The sequence below is a fragment of the Terrabacter sp. GCM10028922 genome, from assembly GCF_042666095.1.
GTDB lineage: Bacteria > Actinomycetota > Actinomycetes > Actinomycetales > Dermatophilaceae > Terrabacter.
The window spans coordinates 1-17659 of record NZ_JBHTFG010000009.1 but is presented as its reverse complement, the minus strand read 5'-3'; the positions used below and the strand labels follow the sequence as shown (position 1 = coordinate 17659).

The following is a 17659-nucleotide window of genomic DNA, read 5'->3' as shown; positions in this document are numbered from 1 at the left end:
GCGGCCACGGGCAGCAACGTACGCCCAAGGCATTCCAAGCGTGCGTGTTTGGGGGGATTCGAGGGGCATCGGAGCGCCCAAAAGGTGAGCAACGGCGCAAACGGGACCGAACCGCGGCCAACACCTTCGACGGCAAGGTGGTTACGGCCCCGGCCGCGGGTCCCTCGTCCAGACGACGAGGATCGTACTGACGTACCATCGCTGGCACAGCACGAGGAAGACGAGCAACACAGCGACCCACACGATGGTGCGTCGTGACCTGCTGCATGGAGTCCCTGCCATCATCACGGGGAGCGTCGGGGTGAGCAGCAGGTAGCGGAAGACCGCGGGCAGGAACGGTGTCATCGCGAGCAGGTAGGCGGGATACGCCACCGACCACGCGCGCAGCTCTGGCGCCCAGACCCTCGCGCGAGGGCTCAGCATGAAGAGGATGAGCAGCAGGACGAAGATGCCGAGGAACAGCGGCCCACCCACGCCCAGCAGGCGATACGTGTCCTGAAACCACCCGAGGTAGAGGCTCCGCTGGCCGGCGCTGCGCTCCATTCCGGCATCGGTGCCGATGAACACGGACGCCAGCAGCATCCACGAGAAGACACCGAACACGGTCGCCAAGCCGACGAGCGCGATGCCGATGGCCTCCTTCGGCCGCTCTCGCCAGAACGCGCCCTCCCGCCGATAGCGCAGCCATGCATGCGTGACCACAGCGAGCAGGAGTGGCAGGGTGACGAGCCTCGTCATCGACAAGGCGAGGACGGCGACCGCGGCCCACGCGTACCGGCGGTCGACGAGGAGGTTGAGCGCCGCCATGAGGAACAGCAGAGCCAGGGACTCGCTGTAGCCGATCTGGAGCAGTGGTGCCGAGACCCAGAACGACGAGAACAGCACGGTTACCGCGGCAAGGAACGGCCCGCCAGTGCGCGACACCAGGCGGTACATCAAGACCATCGCAAGCGTGCCCGCCATACAGCTGATGATCGTCGCCGCCACCGGGAACGACAGGGACGTCACGGCCATCAGCGCCCGGACGAACATGGGGTACGCGGGCGGGAAGGCCCACGCCCACAAGGTGTCACGAGCCTCCTGCGGCGTCGCGTCGGCGGCCGGCAGCTGGTAGCCATCGGTAGCGATCTGGCGGTACCACTGCGCGTCCCAGTTGGAGACGACACCGAGGTAGCCGGGGTCCGCAGGCGTTGCCTCGTAGACGTAGTAGTCCTCGCGTGACTCGGAGAGCGAGACCTGCTCGCTCGCCGAAAGTGCAAGCAACACGGCGTCGACGATGCGCGACGCGACAAAGATCGCGAACGGGATCCAGTACCGGAGCAGCCACGTGGAGATGCCGTCCACGAGCCGCCGATTAAGGGCCGACGTGGTCACGGTCGTCGCGGATCCGGTCTCGACCCGCGCCGACTGCATGGGTCTTGCGCGCATGTGGCCCCCTCCGACGAGCGCATACCGATGCCTCACCCAATCTCCGCCAGTCAGGGGCGGGCATCGGTGAGACGTGGTGAGCCTAGGCGATGCTCGCGGGGATGGACCGAGCTTTGGCGGATCGCACGCGGGGACGTGCCGTCTTCTGGCCGTTTTCCGGACAGCAGGTGACCCGACAGTGCACCATGAGCGCAAACCTGAACCACCCTGCCGGGGTGGTCTACTGCAGCAGCGGGGGCACCGTGCCGGAGCGCACACGCATTGAAGACGGGACGATCCGTGAACCACGGGTCCTTGTCGTCATGCCTGCGTACAACGAGGCCGAGTCCATCGCCACCGTCCTCGCGGAGATACGGGACTCCCTGCCAGGCATCGACGTCCTCGTGGTCGACGACGGCTCGGTGGACGAGACGGCTGCCATCGCTAGGCGTTTCGCCGTGAAGGTCGCCCAGCACCCTTTCAACATGGGCGTGGGCGGCGCGATGCGCACCGGATTCCGGTACGCCGCGTCACACGGATACGACATCGTCGTGCAGATCGACGCCGACGGCCAGCACATCGCCGAGCAGGCGCTGGTGCTGGTCGCCGCGACAAGCGAGGCTGACATCGTCATCGGCAGCCGCTTCGCGTCCGGGGTCGACTACGAGCTGCATCCCGTGCGAGGTGCCGCGATGCGGCTGGTCGCACACCTGATGAGCCGGGTGGTCGGCGGGACTCTCACCGACTCCACGTCGGGCTTCCGCTCCTTCTCGCGCCCCGCCATCGACCTGTTCGCCCACCATTACCCGATCGAGTACCTCGGGGACACGGTGGAGTCGCTGGTTCTCGCACGGCGTTCCGGGCTCCGGGTTGCGGAGGTGGGCGTCGCCATGCGTCAGCGGGTCGGGGGCCGGCCGAGCCAGAACACGGTTTCGTCGATCGGCTACGCCGGCCGGGCCGTGGCGACGGTGTTCCTCGGAATGGTCCGAGCCAGGCCGGTCGTCGGCGGAGCACTCCGGTGACCGGAGGTTTCGGTCTCGCTCTGGCGGGCGCAGTGCTGGTCATCATCACCATCTTTGAGATGGTGCGGCGCCGCTACATCCGCGGCCGGTTCGCCGTCACGTGGACCGTGGTCGGCGTCATCACGACGCTGATGGCGTTGGCGCCAGGTGCCCTGGACTGGGCCGCGAAGGTCACGGGCGTGGCTGTGCCGTTGAACCTGCTCTTCTTCATCGGCTTCCTCGGGCTGCTTCTGATCCTGATCCAGCTGACGGCTGAGATAGGTCGCCTCGAGAAGAGGATGCTGCGGGTCGCGGAGGAGGCCGCACTGCTGCGCCTCGAGAGCGAGGGGCGAGACTCCGACGCGCAGACCGACAACACGACGGCTCCGCGCGACTGACACCTTTCAGCGCCTGACGTTCCACGTGTTCGCTGCGGACTACAGGCGCGCGGAGTCGCGGTGGGCCGCATACCACTGGTATGCCTGCTCCAAGCCGGGGCGGAGCTCAACACTCGACGCCCAGCCCAGTTCCGTCAGGCGCGACACGTCGAGCAGCTTGCGCGGCGTTCCATCCGGTTTGGCCGTGTCCCACTCGACGGCTCCCGTATAGCCAGCCGCCTGCGCCACCATCTCGGCGAGCTCGCGCACCGTGATGTCGCGGCCCGTGCCGATGTTGATGGGCTCAGCCTCGTCGTAGCGCTCGAGAACGTGCAGGACGGCTGACGCGAGATCGTCCACGTGCAGGAACTCCCGCCGGGGCGAGCCCGTGCCCCAGTTGGTGACGGTCGTCGCGCCTGAGCGCACAGCGTCGTCGAAGCGGCGAATGAACGCCGCGAGCACGTGCGAGGAGTCGACGTCGTAGTTGTCGCCCGGGCCGTACAGGTTGGTGGGCATGGCACTGATCCAATGGTGGCCGTACTGGCGACGCATCGCCTGGACGTGCATGACGCCGGCGATCTTGGCGATCGCATAGGCGTCGTTGGTCGGCTCGAGAGGCCCGGTGAGCAGCGATGACTCCTTGATGGGCTGCTCGGCAAGCTTGGGGTAGATGCACGAGGATCCAAGTAACAGAAGGCGATCCACGTCGTACGCATGGGCGGCGTCAAGGACGTTGACCTGGATGCGCACGTTGTCGGAGAGGAAGTCGACCGGACGTGTGCTGTTGGCGAGGATACCCCCGACACGGGCGGCGGCCATGACGACGTAACGAGGACTTGACGCGGCGAAGAAGTCGAAGACGGCGTCACGGTCGCGCAGGTCGAGCTCCGACGACGTACGCCCGATCAGGCTCGTGAAACCCGAGGCGTCGAGGTGGCGCCAGATCGCGCCACCAGCCAGGCCGTGGTGGCCTGCGACGTAGAACGGCGCACTCCGGTCGAGGACCGCAAACGACTGCCCCGTCATGCCCGGCGCTTCCGGGCGCGCTTCGACAACCGGGTCGAGACGACATTGATCGCCAGACGCACGGGGCGCTCCCAGAGCCGCGCCAGCGGTCGCACCGCGCTGGGCAGGTGTCGCCGCTTCACGCCTTCTGCTTCGGCGATGGACACCCCGCGGTTGGCCACCGTCAGCGCGTCAGGGTGCCAGCGATACGCCGCGACCCTGGCCTGCGTGCTGACGTAGCGGCCGTGCTTGCGCAACCGCAGGAACATGTCGAGATCCATGACGAAGCGCAGGCCCTCGTCGTAGGGGCCCACCGACCGCATGGCGTCGAGGCGCGTCAGCGACGCTGGCTGCGGGATGAGGTCAGGGCCCCACGCCAGGACGCGACGAGCCCACCGCCCCGCGCGGCTCACCGCGAAGACCTGGCCCCGGTCGTCCATGTAGTCGCAGGCGCCGAACGCCACGACGGCACCCGGGTCGGACTCGAGCAGACCCACCAAAGTGGCCAGTCCACCCGGGTGCAGTTCGTCGTCGTCGCCGATCCAGGAGAAGTACGTCTCGCCGTTCGCCGCAGCGATGCCGGCGTTGACGGCAGCCGACAGGCCGCGCTTGGGGTCGTCGATGACGACGGCACCGTGCTCGGCGGCTATGCGTCGCGCCTCCTCCGCGGCCGGCGGGACGACGACGACAAGAGTCGTCCTCACGCCCTCCTGAGCGCGGACGCTGGCAAGTGCGGGACCCAAGGTGTCCACGCGCTCGCCCAGGGTCGGAACGACCGCGAGGACAGCGCCGCCCTCAGTCATGGACCCAGGCCTGATGCACCCATGGCGAGCCCTCGGTCTCGAGGGCCCGGATGTCGGCGTCGACCATGATCCGCGCCAAGTCGGGTGTATGGACCTGGGGCACCCAGCCGAGGTTCTCGCGGGCAGCTGAGGCGTCACCGATGAGGGCGTCCACCTCGGTCGGTCTCAGGTAGCGCTCGTCGAAGCGCACGTATTTCTGCCAGTCGAGGTCAGCGTGTTCGAAGGCGAACTGCACGAAGTCGCGCACGGAGTAGGCGCTGCCGGTCGCGACGACGTAGTCGCGCGGCTCGTCGTGCTGCAGCATGAGCCACATCGCCTCGACAAACTCAGGCGAGTAGCCCCAGTCGCGCACGGCGTCGAGGTTGCCGAGGTAGAGGTCGTCCTGAAGGCCGGCCCTGATGCGGGCCACCGCCCGCGTGATCTTGCGGGTCACGAAGGTCTCACCGCGTCGCGGGCTCTCGTGGTTGAAGAGGATGCCGTTGACGGCGAACATCCCGTAGGCCTCGCGATAGTTGCGGGTGACCCAGTAGCTGTAGACCTTGGCGGCGCCGTAGGGGCTACGCGGGTAGAAGGGTGTCTGCTCGTTCTGCGGCGGGGGAGCCGCTCCGAACATCTCCGAGCTGGAAGCCTGGTAGAAGCGGCACTGCAGGCCGATCATCCGGATCGCCTCGAGGAGTCGGATGGTCCCCAGTCCTGTCGTGTCGCCGGTGTACTCGGGCTCGTCGAAGCTGACGCGCACGTGGGACTGGGCGGCGAGGTGGTACACCTCATCGGGCCGCACCTGGGCGAGGAGCGTGACCAGACGCGAGCCGTCGGTGATGTCGCCGTAGTGGAGAAAGAGCTTCGCCTCGGACTCGTGGGGGTCGATGTAGAGGTGGTCGATGCGCGTAGTGTTGAACGTCGACGCTCGTCTGATCAGGCCGTGTACCTCATAGCCCTTTGCGAGCAGGAACTCGGCGAGGTATGAGCCGTCCTGTCCTGTGATGCCGGTGATCAGCGCAACTCTTGGCACGACGCTCCTCAATCTTCGACTGTGTAGCCATCACCATTGGACAATGTTGCGAGACACAAGCATCCAACCTGTGTCGGCGTGCGAAAGGGAACCAACTCGCCCTGTCCGATCCTAACTGCCGACCGGGGACATCGCCTCTGCAACGGCGCAAGGCTGGCTCACGTCCTTCGCCAGTAGCCTGTCCGCCCCAAGTGGGGTGAGGCCCGACCTCGCAATTCACGCTGCTAGATGAACGGGCCATGAACCAGGGAGAGTTCTTCACGCTCGCGAGGCTCATGCCCTGCGGCACGCCGATAAAGCGCGCACGAGGAGAGCACAGTTCGGCGCCAGGAGAATTGGGATGCCCATACGGCCCCTCGCTCGCCCAAAGTAGATCGCAAATCGGGATCAGCAATCAACTTGCCAATCGCGTCGGCAAATGCGATGTCATCCAGGGGGTCCACCACGATCCCGCCCTCGCCGACCTGCTGAGGGAGCGAGGTGGTCCGCGCGACAACGACTGGTTTGGATCTCATGAAGGCTTCCCAAACCGGAAAGCTCGCAGATTCAAACAATGATGGAACGGCGACGAGCGTAGCAGAATCGAATAGGACAGCCAGCTCATCGTCCGACACGTAGCCTGGAAGTACGTCGCGTGGATCTAGTCCAATCTCGACAACGAGATCGCGCACCTTGGAGAAGTTTCCTACCGCGGCGCCCGGCAACTTCAGACGCACGGGGACCCCCCGCTCGGCCAGTCGGCCGAGCGCTCGCACCAAGGTCTCATGGTTCTTGTGGGGCCAAAAGCCTGCGGGGTACAGGACCATTGGTGACGCGAAAGAGCCATTAGACGACCCGGCGGCTTCAAGATTTCGAACGCGACCAAGAGGGGACACTGGCGCGAGCGGAACTGCGAAGACTCTGTTGTCGGGTATTCCCCAATAGTGAGTTATGTCGTTGGCAACTGCCTTGGTGCCGACACTCACTGCATAGGCCTTCTCGGCCTTGTCTCGCCAGACTGTCTCACGACGCTCGATCTGGGCGCGCGTGAAGTTCCTCGGCAAATAGACGTGTTGCAAGTCGTGTGGATGATAGATCGTCGGGAGGTCGGTCGAGATGCCCTCCTGAAAAGGCAAATGAACTACTTGCACCCCTCTACGATGCAGTTGCCGGTCCAAGGCAGATGCACCCGATGACGTCGCGACCGCCACGGAACGCAGTCGCTCGATGTAGGGCCTCAGCGAGCTCACCATGTTGGGCACGACGGCAGCAGCTTTTGCGCCTGCTCGATCGATAAAGGAACTCACAACGACTCGACCATCGCGCTCCGGGATGAGCGGATCCAGCCATTTGTTTGAATCAGGATCCACAATCCAGGTGCGCTCCAGGTCTTCGATCGAGGCTTCGCGAAAACCCTGAGCAAGTCCCATCACAACCTGTGCGACACCCCCGGAGATGCCACGGGGAACTCGGGCGTCGATAGCTACGTGGGTCATAGCCGTTCCAGTATGGCCAGGAGACGAGATGCCACTTCGCGAGCATCCTCGACTGACATCAGACTGGTGGTCGGCAAGCTAAATCCTCTCCCGGCAATGTCGTCAGTGACGGGCAGGTCTGATTCCGATCCATTTTGATATGGGGGAAGGCGATGCAATGGGAAGAAGATTGGCCGCGTCTCAACTCCGACCGAACCCAGAGACTCCATTATGAAGTCACGGCGCGGTCCGAGTTCGGAATCGAGCAGAAGACTAAACATCCATGGCGCCCTGGTCACATCCGGGGCAACCTGCTGTAGCTCTAGTGACGCCACCGATTCAAATGCTTGATCATACGTCGCAAAAACGGCGCTTCTTCTGCTCAGCAATTCGTCCAGGCGATCAAGTTGAGCGCAGAGCATGGCCGCAGCCACATTGGTCATGCGATAGTTGAACCCAATCACGGGGAAGAAGTATCGCCTGTCAGGGTCCATCCCCTGCCCCCTCAACAGACGCAACCTTTGTGCCAGTCCGGCGTCGTCGGTGGTAACCGCCCCACCTTCGCCCGACGTTATGATCTTGTTCCCATAGAACGAGAAGGCCGCCATCACACCGAGACTTCCAGTCTTGCGCCCTTGGAAGGTTGCGAACGGCGCTTCGGCCGCATCCTCGATCAGCACGATCCCCGCCCCGCTCGCGATCTCAGCGAGTGAAGTCATGTCAGCGGGATGACCATAGAGATGTACAGCAACTATCGCCTTGGTACGTGGGGTAATTCGGGCCGCTACGTCCGAAGGGTCCATGCACCAAGAGTCTCGCGAGACATCACAGAATATCGGCGTGGCACCCGTGTAAGTGACGGTGTTTGCCGTAGCAACGTATGTCAGCGACGGAACAATCACCTCGTCGCCAGGCCCTAGGCCCAGCGCAGACAGGGCGAGATGGAGGGCCACCGTACCGTTTGCGCAGGCGACGGCATGTTGAACATCACAGGCCGCGGCGAATCGCGACTCAAATTCGTCTAGATACTTCCCCGTCGACGATACCCATGTGGACCGCACCGCATCGAGCACGTTGGCTTCCTCTAGGGCGCCTATATCAGGCGATCCCACAGGGTAGCGCTTCAGTTCCGTCGAGTTGCCCACTGGCCTCCTCCATTGCTAAGCAGACATCGCATTTGCTACGTCAGATCGCAGCGGGGACCACAGCTTGGGGCCGCCGCCCGAATGCTAGTTGCACGTCGGCCTGAGGAGTCCTATACCGAACTTTTCCTGCATTAGGACGGCGACCAGCACTACGGTGCCAGGACCCACCATCAGACCCAGACTAAGCACGCCATCCTCGGCCGGCATGACCAGTGCGACTACGGCCAACGCTAGCGCCCCGGCCGCCCAAGCGCCTGCGGAGGCTGCCCCATGGCCCAGCGCAAGCAGCGTGGTTGTCATGACGCCGGCCCAGACAGCCATAACGGTCCCAGCCGCCAGCGAGAGGTAGGTAACGGGTCTCAGAGCAAGCGGACCGCCATAGATCGCTGGTAGCACGTACGGAGTGATCAGCAGGGCAAGAGCCGACGCTGCAAAGGTCAATCCCGTCGCTTGAAGCTGCGCCTGTCGCGCGCGCTTTCGTACCCCGAGGGCATCACCATGACCCAGCCTGCTTATGTCCGAGAGCGCTGCAACAGTAGCTCCTCCCGCAACGACCGCCGGGGCTCGCAACAGAGCGCTCGCCAAGGCGAACGCGCCCACGGTCTCGGGAAGTCTTGCGCCCACCAGGACTCCAAGCAGGACAGGGGGTCCGCTAAGACAGAACTGATAACCCAGCGCGACGAGGACGAAGTGGGTTTGCTCACGACTGACCCCACTGGTCGACCACCCCCTGGGGCTGCTCGCGTCGCCCCAGGCACGCCCGGTTTTCCAGAGAGCGGCCGCCGCCAGGGGAAGCCCGATGGCGGCATAGAGAAGTGACGCTGCGTGATCTCGTGCAGCAAACGCGAGCACAACCAGGACTAGGCGCGCGGTCGCCTCAAGCACCTGAGACATCGCGTACTTTCGCTGCAGCCCACGGGCCAGAAGGAGTGCACGGCTCTGCGCTGCGGCTACCCACCCGAAGATCGCCACGGCTACGGATAGGAAGAACGACAATCCCTGTCCAGGCATCACGAATTGCCACGCGTAAAAGGCCGACAAGACGATCGCCGACCCTGCAGCGAATCTGACATTGCGAAAGGCGCGTCTCCCGTCCAGATCGGCAGAAGCGTGCGCCAGTCGATTGATCAGTTGTTCGGTGGGTACCGCGACACCCAAGCCAAAAACCGTCGAGAAGGTCCAGGCCAACGCCACGCCACTGAACTCGGAACCGCTTGTGAGGCCGGGCGCCAAGAAGAGAAATACAGCTCCTGAAAGGGCGGTGGATGCCAAGCCTGCGGTAATTGCGGCCGGACCAGAGAGGTTGAGCAGTCGCCGACTCATACGCACGGCTTCACCGTGCCCTGAGGAAATGGGGCCCGACCGGGGCTAGTCCGGGCGACAGATCTGACACATCGACAGGCTAGGCGGTGCTGCCCACCTCCGCCTCATTTTTGACCCAAGCCTGACTTTTGCGGCACGAGTGTCGAACCGCCGACCTTCGGCGGCTCCGTCAGCGCGCCGTCCGATGGGGACGCGGGCGTCGCCACGACAGGACCCGCCTTGGCGGTGCGATCGCGGCACGCCGGGCCTCGTCCTCGCGCAGCTCCTGGAGCAGCGTCCTCGGCTTCGGCGGCGGCCAGTCCTGGGCCCGTGGGTCGGCCGTGTCCATGTAGAACTCGGTCCAGCCGTAGTCGTCGCGGTAGCGCAGCTTGCCGTCGCCGACGTAGTACCAGCCGGCTTCTTTGTCGCTCATGATTCCCCCAAGTAGATCCGTACTGATGGGATCTCCCCTCCCAAGTCAAATGTAGAGCCATCAACCACATGCAAACCACCGATGTCTGATTAGTCCGATTTGACCGCGTGGCAACGACTTTGGTCGAATCCCGCTGCCAGTCACCCGCACAAGCCGTCCATGACGGCGCCGCGGTGGAGTCCCCAACCGGAGGCCTCCGCCGGTTCTCGGTAGACTTGTCGTGGTTCGCGGCGAAGGTGCTCGTGTCCATGGTGTGCCGGGAAGTCTGGTCGGCGTCCGATGACCCATCCGCCCGAAGGGATGCCATGGCCAGCGACCCACACCCCGCGCCGATCCGACCGACGGCCGGAGGCGGCGTCTCGAAGCACGGCCGTCTGCTCAGTCGCGGCTCGTGGCGCGAGGCCCGCTATGTCGCTGACCTGCTGCGCGCCGAAACCGTCGGTGGAGCGCTCCTGCTGGCCGCCGCGGTCGCTGCCCTGGTCTGGGCCAACTCACCGTGGCCAGACGCATACGCCGGCGTTCGGGACACGGTTGTCGGACCCCAGGCCCTGCACCTCGACCTGTCGCTGGGCGCGTGGGCGGCTGACGGCCTGCTCGCAGTCTTCTTCCTCGTCGCCGGCATCGAGCTGAAGCGGGAGTTCGTCGCCGGCGACCTGGCGGACCGGCGCAAGGCCGCCTTGCCCATCGCGGCGGCGGCGTGCGGTGTGGCACTGCCCGCCATCCTGTTCGCCGTGACCGCCACCCTCATGAGTCGCGCCGGAGACGCGGAGGACCTCGGCGGCATACTCCGGGGCTGGGCGATCCCGACGGCCACCGACATCGCCTTCGCCCTCGCGGTGCTCGCGGTCATCGGCACTCACCTGCCGAGTGCCCTGCGGTCCTTCCTGCTGACCCTCGCCGTGGTCGACGACCTCATCGCAATCACGATCATCGCCGTGTTCTACACGGAGTCCCTCAACCTGCTCTGGCTGCTCGCCGCGGTGGTCCCGCTGGTCGCGTGGCGACTCCTCTTGCGTCACCAGCTGACCAACCCCTTCCTGCTCGCTGTACCTGCCCTGCTCGCCTGGGGACTCGTGCACGCGAGCGGCGTCCACGCCACCGTGGCGGGCGTCCTGCTCGGCCTGCTCGTCCCGGTCAACCGGGATGTCGAGGACGACCCGGAGCGGCAGTCCCTCGCCGAGCGGCTCGAGCACCGGATCCGGCCGTTCTCGGCGGGCTTCGCCGTCCCCGTGTTCGCGTTCTTCGCCGCCGGCGTCACGGTGGTCGGCGGGGGGCTCGGCGCAGCGGTGCGCGACCCCGCGGCGATCGGCGTCGTCGTCGGCCTCGTCGTCGGCAAGGCCGTCGGCATTCTGGGCAGCACGTGGGCCGTCGCCCGGTTCACCAGAGCCGAGCTGGACGAGGACCTGTCGTGGACGGACGTCTTAGGACTGTCCCTCCTCGCGGGCGTCGGCTTCACCGTGAGCCTTCTCGTCGGCGAGCTCGCGTACGGCAGCGGCTCGGAGCGGGACGACCATGTCAAGACGGCCGTGCTCGGCGGCAGCCTCATCGCCGCCCTCCTCGCGACGGTCGTCCTTCGACTGCGCAACCGGCACTACCGCCTCGTCGCGGTGAGGGAGACGGTCGACCACGACGACGACGGCGTGCCCGACGTCTACCGGTCGACATGACTCCCCATTCGTCCACCGCGACGGGTGCGCGAACGGGCAACACCCGAGGGCCGCCGAAGTCCGGCTCTGGCATGCGTCGCGGCGCTAGGTTGGCCGGGGAGTCAGGAAACGGAGACCCAGTTGAGCGATGGGCTCGCGCCCGGGGCGCAGACGAGTCGGCGGCGATGGACGGCCGCCGTCGTCGTCACCATCGGCTACTTCAGCATTCGCGCACTGAACTTCTGGGAGCTGTGGTTCGCCTCCTCGGCGCAGGCCGCGTCCGGGCCGGCCAATCCTCTCGGCAACCCATCTGACTACTTCGTCCAGACACCGACGCCGGCATCCCCAGGCCTGGGGGGCCTGCTGACGAACTGGGACGGACAGTGGTACGAGCGGATCGCCGTCGACGGCTACCCGACCGGCGCTGAGGCTCGATCCGCCAACGACGCGTGGACCTGGGCGTTTCCACCTCTCTTCCCCATGCTCGTCCGCTTGGTCATGGCCCTGACCGGTCTCGGCTTTCCCGCGGCCTCCGTCGTTCTAAACCTCGTGCTGGGTGGTGTGGCGACGGCGCTGCTCTATTGCCTCCTGCGTGCGTCGCTCTCCGGGACCCTCGCCACAGCTGGAGCGCTCAGCCTCAGTGTGTTCATGTCGGCGCCGCTCTTCGGCCTCGCCTACAGCGAGCCGGCTGCCCTCGTTCTCCTTCTCGTGGCGCTGCGCGCCACCCTCGCCCAGCGCTACACGGCGGGCCTGCTCGCGGTGATCCTGCTCGCCTTCACTCGGCCCGTCGCTGTGCCGCTCGCCGCCGTCTTCGCCGTCCACTGGTGGCTCCGATGGCGGTCTCGGCGGACGGCGCAACTGGGCCCCGGAACCCATCTGATCCTCGCCGCCAACACGCTCGCCGCCATGGCGTCCCCCTTCCTGTGGAACGCCATCGCCACCGTCTGCTTCGGGTCCGCGGCCTCCCCTGCCGAGCAGTCCGACAGCCCGCTGTCGGGCGTGGCCCGCACCGCCTCGATGATCAGCACCTTCGAGTTCGGCTGGCTTGGTGGCGTGTGGCGCATCGCCGGGACGGCGGGGGTCCTTTTGGTCATCCTCGTCGCTGGTCTGGCGCTCGGCCTGGCGGTGACCACCTCCGGGCGCCTCGGGTTGCCCATCGAGCTGCGGGTGTGGGGCGTCACGTACACGGCCTTCGTGCTGCTCGTGACCCCGCCTACCCCCGGGCTCATTCGCTACCTGCTCCTCGCGGCCCCCCTGCTGATTGCCGTCCATGTCCAGCCGCTGGCGTGGCGGAAGCGCGCCGCCGGGCTGGTCCTCTTCGGGGTGATCACGGCGGTCGGTCTGTGGAGTCAATGGTTCTGGATCCGCTACTTGTACATTCTCGACCCAGCGCCGGCGCAGCTGCCCTGGCCTCCGTGACCTGCCAAGGCGCATCGAGGGAACGCATTGAGGCCACTGGCGGTGAGGCTTGGCTCACCGACTTCCGTAAGACTGACCGACCTGGGTGACGAAGCCTGCGGTGCGTGTCGGGGTACGGACTGCACAGTAGGGTGGCAATCGGTAGGCGCGCCCGCGCCGTGACCTTCGAGAACCGAGGAAGTGAGCCATGAGCACGGATCCCCGGCAGGAGCGGACACTGGGCCAGCTGGTCGCGTCCGCGACCCAGGACATCTCGACGCTGGTGCGCAGCGAGATCGCCCTGGCCAAGGCTGAGGTCTCGGTGCAGATCAAGAAGGCGGGCGCCGGCGGCGGCCTGCTCGCGGGGGCCGCGGTCATCCTCTTCTACTCCGTCTACTTCATCTTCACGACGATCGCCGAGGGCATCCAGGCGCTGGGGCTCCCCCGCTGGCTCAGCTTCCTCATCGTCACGGTCCTCATGCTGCTCGTCGCGGCCCTGCTCGGCCTGCTCGGCGTGAGGAAGATGAAGACCGTCAACCCGAAGCCCGAGAAGGCGATCAACGAGGCCCAGGAGACCGTCGCCGCGATCAAGGCGGCGACGGAGCACCCCGGCACGGTCGTACCGGCTCCGAGACCCGAGTGGGACCGCAAGGACATCCCCGCCTCCGCGCACGCGCCCACGGCGCAGCCCGACCCGTCCCGCGACGCCTGACCCGAGCCACGAACGCCATCCTCGCTGCCATGCCCGTCGACGCTGCCTTCGTCAACATCGACGGGCCCTGGGAGCACCGCTACGTCTCGGCCAACGGCGCCCGGTTCCACATTGCCGAGCTCGGTGAGGGCCCGCTCGTGCTCATGCTCCACGGCTTCCCGCAGTTCTGGTACACGTGGCGCCACCAGATGCGGGCGCTCGCCGACGCCGGCTACCGCGTGGCCGCGATGGACCTCCGGGGCTACGGCGCGTCCGACAAGCCACCGCGCGGCTACGACACCTACATGGCAACGCTCGACACGGCATCCGTCGTCAGGGCGCTCGGGGAGAAGGACGCGGTCGTGATCGGCCAGGGCCTCGGGGGCTGGATCTCGTGGTGCATGCCCGTGCTGCGACCCGACGTCACGCGGGCCGTCGCGTCGCTGTCGATGCCGCACCCGCGGATCCTGCGTCATGCCATGTGGAGCAACGCCAAACAGCGCAAGGCCTCCGCCTGGATCGCCGGCCTGCAGAAGCCGTTCGCGCCCGAGCGCGAGATGACCCAGTCGCACGACTATGTCGAACGCCTGCTGCGCTCGTGGTCCTCGCCCTTCGGCTCGTACCCCGAGCCCGAGGACGTCGCGCGCTACGGCGACGCGATGATGATCCCGTTCGTCGCGCACTCGGCGGCGGAGCACTACCGCTGGCTAGGGCGCTCGTCCGTGCGTCCCGACGGCCCGATGTTCATGCGCCGCATCCGGCACGCGATCCAGGTGCCCGTGCTCCAACTTCAGGGCACTGACGACGGCTGCGTCATCGCCGACGCCACGTACGGGTCCGGGGCATTCGTGCCGGGCGACTTCCGCCACGTTAAGGTCAAGGGAGCGGGACACTTCCTCACTGAGGAGGCTCCCGAGCAGGTCAACGCCACGCTCACCAAATGGCTGGGTTCCCTTGACTGATATCGAGATCGAGCTTCCCGACGCCGGCGGCGTCACGTGGTCGGTATGCGTCCGCGACCAATCCGGTATGCCGCTCGGCGAGGTCGAGGCCGACATGCCGTTGCGCACGGCGTCCGTCGGCAAGGTGCTCCTCCTGCTCGAGACCGCGCGGGCGATCGCGGCCGGAGAGCTGTCACCAGAGGAGCCCCTGACGCGCACGGTCGACCTGTGGGTGGGCGACTCCGGACTGTGGCACACCCTCTCGGTCGAGACGCTGCCCCTCGTCGACGTCGCCGCCCTCGTCGGCGCAGTGTCCGACAACCTCGCCACGAACGTCCTCCTGCGGCGCATCGGCCTCGCCGAGGTCGCCGCTCTCGCCACCTCGCTAGGCCTTCGCGCGACCGCCCTCCACGACCGCGTCCGCGACGTCCGCGAGGCCGACCATCCTCCGACGCTCTCGACCGGGACGGCGGGCGAGCTGAGCGCGCTGATGAGCCGTATCTCGACCGGATCGGCTGTCGGCCCCGAGGCGGACCGCCTTGTGCGCCAATGGCTCTCGGCCAACGTCGACCAGACGATGGTCGGCTCCGCACTCGTCGAGCGCGGAGGGCTCGACCCCATCGCGCACCATGCATCGCTCGGCGCCGACACGGTGCTGTGGAACAAGACGGGGGCGGACTCCGGAGTGCGTGCCGATGTCGGAGCGGCGACATCCGGCGACCGCACCGTCACCTGGGCGGTCATCGCGAACTGGGACCCGGCGCCCGGCACCTCCCTCGACCAGCTCACCGTGTGGGCCGTGCTCCGGGGCATGCGTCATGTCGGCGAGCAGGTCCTGGCGCGACTTCCCTGAGTTCTTCCTGCTCCACGTCCGACGGGAACCGAACCAAACGCGACCAAAGACGGCTCGATCGAGCCAGTAGGGGCTCATCACAAAGGTCAGAGCCGCGTCGAGCCGTCACCGCCGTTGTGGCCCAAAAGCGCACATTTGCCAAGCACAGTGCGGGATGATTCGGACATTACGGACAGCGTCAATTCAGTTGCGCTGCAAGGGGTTCCCTAAAGTTCGGATTCCGCGGACACAGCCCTGAAGTGCGGCTTACCTTTGCGGCACGTCGACTCGCGGGGGCGAAGTCTGTCGGCGCTTAGGGGAGGGAACCCACCATGTCTGCACGCCGATTTTTCGCTGCCGCCGTAGCCGCAGTCACGCTTCTTGCAACAGGGGGCGGCATAGCGCGATCCGACGAAATCGTCGCCGACTCGCTGCAAGCGAACGTCGCGGTCCTTGACCTCGGCAGCATTGCATGCGGAGCTCCGACGAGCGCGCCCGTCGACGTGTATGCGCAGCGAAGCAGCGGCGGCAGCGCAGGCAACGTCTGGGCCGACAGCCAGACGCTCTCCGTAACGACCGCCGTCACGGCGGTCTCCCCCGCGGGCACGCCGGTAACAGCAGCCGGAACGTCGATTCCCCTGCCCGGCAACTGGGGCAGCCTGGCCAACGGCGCCACTGCCAACCCGACACCGAACCCGACGGTCACTGTGACGCCCACAGTCGCCGGAGCGGGTTCCGCGACGGTCACCTACTCGACGACGGGACTCAACCGGTCCGGTACCAACCTCACCAGGAGCGATGTCGTCACCGTGAGTTGGACCGCCGGAGCATGCGCCACGCCGACGACGACGACCGTGACCTGCCCAGCCTCCGCCGCCTACACCGGCTCTGCGATCGAGCCGTGCACCGCGGTCGTCACGGGCAGTGGCGGTTTCTCCCAGTCCCTGCCGGTGACCTACACCGACAACGTCAACGCCGGAACGGCCGCGGCATCTGCGGCATACGCAGGCAGCTCGACGCGCCAGGCCAGCAGCGGCTCCAAGACCTTCACTGTCACCAAAGCCCCGTCGACGGTGAACGTCTCCTGCCCCACCTCTGTCGCCTGGACGGGCTCACCGCTGACCCCATGCTCCGCGACCGCAACTGGGGCAGGTGGCCTCGACGTCGCCCTGACGCCGACGTATGTCAACAACACCAACATCGGGACAGCCACCGCCTCCGCGAGCTACGCCGGCGACGCCAACCACGCCGCGGGTAGCGGCAACAAATCCTTCACCATCGTCAAGGCCTCCTCGACTGTCGTGGTGACGTGCCCGTCCGGGGTCACGTACACCGGATCTGCTGCCGAGCCGTGCTCGGCTCGCGTGACCGGCGCCGGCGGGCTGGACTCACCGATCCCGTCAGTCGGCTACACCGACAACATCAACGCGGGTACGGCCACAGCGTCGGCCAGCTTTGCGGGTGACTCGACACACGAGGCCAGCACCGGCAGCAAGAACTTCGCCATCGCGAAGGCGCCTGTCAGCGTCAGTGTCACGTGCTCCGTCACGACCGTCACCTACAACGGTGCCCCGCACACCCCGTGCGCGGCGCAGGTCACGGGTGCTGGAGGGCTCAACGAGTCCCTCGTCGTGAGCTACAGCGACAACACGGCCGTCGGCACCGCGACGGCATCGGCGAGCTACGCTGGCGACGCCAACCACGCAAGCGGCACTGGTTCGGCCACGTTCGACATCACCAAGGCCAACTCAGTGGTGACGGTCACCTGCCCTGACTCGCGTGTGTACACGGGTGACGGCCTGACCCCGTGCACCGCTGTCGTGACGGGCGCAGGCGGACTGTCCGAGAGCCTGCCCGTCACCCACACGAACAACATCAACGTCGGCACCGCGGCGGCTTCGGCCACCTTCGCCGGGGACGCCAACCACGACTCGAGCACTGGGTCCGCCACGTTCGCGATCACCCCCGCGGCTTCCGTCGTCACGATCACCTGCCCCGCCTCGGTCACCTACACGGGATCCGCGCAGGAGCCGTGCACCGCCACCGTGACCGGTGCCGGCGGCCTCAACGCCCCCGTCACCGTGACCTACACCGACAACACCGACGCGGGCACCGCCCACGCCGCCGCCGGCTACGCCGGCGACGCCAACCACACCAGCTCGTCCGACACCGACACGTTCAGCATCGGCCAGGCCGGCTCAACCACCACCAT

Annotated in this window: 15 protein-coding genes and 1 pseudogene; 8 read left to right on the top strand and 8 right to left on the bottom strand. The window is 66.6% G+C overall.

Annotated features, from left to right (window positions below; translation table 11 throughout):
* Nucleotides 1-141: 141 nt before the first annotated feature.
* A complete protein-coding gene (locus tag ACFQU3_RS08950; protein ID WP_385908831.1) occupies nucleotides 142-1428 on the bottom strand; it encodes a hypothetical protein in 1287 nt (428 codons plus the stop codon).
* Between the two features lie 185 nt (nucleotides 1429-1613).
* Here ACFQU3_RS08950 and ACFQU3_RS08945 point away from each other — a divergent pair, with 185 nt between their 5' ends.
* The gene (locus tag ACFQU3_RS08945) at nucleotides 1614-2429 is read left to right on the top strand and encodes a glycosyltransferase family 2 protein (RefSeq protein WP_385908829.1); all 816 of its coding nucleotides are present in this window, start codon (nucleotides 1614-1616) and stop codon (nucleotides 2427-2429) included.
* On the top strand, nucleotides 2426-2806 hold the full coding sequence (locus ACFQU3_RS08940; RefSeq protein WP_385908828.1) for a DUF2304 domain-containing protein: 381 nt from the start codon (nucleotides 2426-2428) through the stop codon (nucleotides 2804-2806). The genes ACFQU3_RS08945 and ACFQU3_RS08940 overlap by 4 nt, the downstream gene beginning before the upstream one ends.
* Nucleotides 2807-2845: 39 nt before the next feature.
* Here ACFQU3_RS08940 and ACFQU3_RS08935 read toward each other — a convergent pair whose 3' ends face one another.
* The 7 genes from ACFQU3_RS08935 to ACFQU3_RS08905 form a co-directional block, all read right to left on the bottom strand.
* Nucleotides 2846-3811: a GDP-L-fucose synthase family protein gene (locus tag ACFQU3_RS08935; RefSeq protein ID WP_385908826.1), complete on the bottom strand. Its 966-nt coding sequence runs from the start codon at nucleotides 3809-3811 to the stop codon at nucleotides 2846-2848.
* Nucleotides 3808-4593 (bottom strand): glycosyltransferase, encoded by a 786-nt coding sequence (locus ACFQU3_RS08930; protein ID WP_385908824.1) that lies wholly within the window; start codon nucleotides 4591-4593, stop codon nucleotides 3808-3810. The genes ACFQU3_RS08935 and ACFQU3_RS08930 overlap by 4 nt, the downstream gene beginning before the upstream one ends.
* A complete protein-coding gene (gmd, locus tag ACFQU3_RS08925; protein WP_385908822.1) occupies nucleotides 4586-5605 on the bottom strand; it encodes a GDP-mannose 4,6-dehydratase in 1020 nt (339 codons plus the stop codon). Before gmd ends, ACFQU3_RS08930 begins: the two co-directional genes overlap by 8 nt.
* A gap of 224 nt (nucleotides 5606-5829) precedes the next feature.
* On the bottom strand, nucleotides 5830-7080 hold the full coding sequence (locus ACFQU3_RS08920; protein ID WP_385908820.1) for a glycosyltransferase family 4 protein: 1251 nt from the start codon (nucleotides 7078-7080) through the stop codon (nucleotides 5830-5832).
* Nucleotides 7077-8204 (bottom strand): DegT/DnrJ/EryC1/StrS family aminotransferase, encoded by a 1128-nt coding sequence (locus ACFQU3_RS08915; protein WP_385908818.1) that lies wholly within the window; start codon nucleotides 8202-8204, stop codon nucleotides 7077-7079. The genes ACFQU3_RS08920 and ACFQU3_RS08915 overlap by 4 nt, the downstream gene beginning before the upstream one ends.
* Before the next feature lie 84 nt (nucleotides 8205-8288).
* Nucleotides 8289-9476, bottom strand: coding sequence for a hypothetical protein (locus tag ACFQU3_RS08910; protein ID WP_385908816.1), 1188 nt, complete (start codon nucleotides 9474-9476; stop codon nucleotides 8289-8291).
* A gap of 220 nt (nucleotides 9477-9696) precedes the next feature.
* Nucleotides 9697-9939 carry a hypothetical protein gene (locus ACFQU3_RS08905; protein WP_385908814.1) on the bottom strand — a complete coding sequence of 81 codons (243 nt, stop codon included), beginning with the start codon at nucleotides 9937-9939 and terminating at the stop codon, nucleotides 9697-9699.
* Between the two features lie 305 nt (nucleotides 9940-10244).
* Here ACFQU3_RS08905 and nhaA point away from each other — a divergent pair, with 305 nt between their 5' ends.
* The 6 genes and pseudogenes from nhaA to ACFQU3_RS08875 form a co-directional block, all read left to right on the top strand.
* Nucleotides 10245-11606, top strand: coding sequence for a Na+/H+ antiporter NhaA (nhaA, locus tag ACFQU3_RS08900; protein WP_385908812.1), 1362 nt, complete (start codon nucleotides 10245-10247; stop codon nucleotides 11604-11606).
* A gap of 120 nt (nucleotides 11607-11726) precedes the next feature.
* The gene (locus tag ACFQU3_RS08895; RefSeq protein WP_385908810.1) at nucleotides 11727-13004 is read left to right on the top strand and encodes a hypothetical protein; all 1278 of its coding nucleotides are present in this window, start codon (nucleotides 11727-11729) and stop codon (nucleotides 13002-13004) included.
* A gap of 187 nt (nucleotides 13005-13191) precedes the next feature.
* A complete protein-coding gene (locus ACFQU3_RS08890; protein WP_385908808.1) occupies nucleotides 13192-13695 on the top strand; it encodes a phage holin family protein in 504 nt (167 codons plus the stop codon).
* A 29-nt stretch (nucleotides 13696-13724) separates the two neighbouring features.
* Nucleotides 13725-14636, top strand: coding sequence for an alpha/beta fold hydrolase (locus ACFQU3_RS08885; RefSeq protein ID WP_385908806.1), 912 nt, complete (start codon nucleotides 13725-13727; stop codon nucleotides 14634-14636).
* The gene (locus tag ACFQU3_RS08880) at nucleotides 14629-15468 is read left to right on the top strand and encodes a serine hydrolase (RefSeq protein WP_385908804.1); all 840 of its coding nucleotides are present in this window, start codon (nucleotides 14629-14631) and stop codon (nucleotides 15466-15468) included. Before ACFQU3_RS08885 ends, ACFQU3_RS08880 begins: the two co-directional genes overlap by 8 nt.
* Nucleotides 15469-15950: 482 nt before the next feature.
* Nucleotides 15951-17659: pseudogene (locus ACFQU3_RS08875) on the top strand (hypothetical protein); the annotation flags it as partial.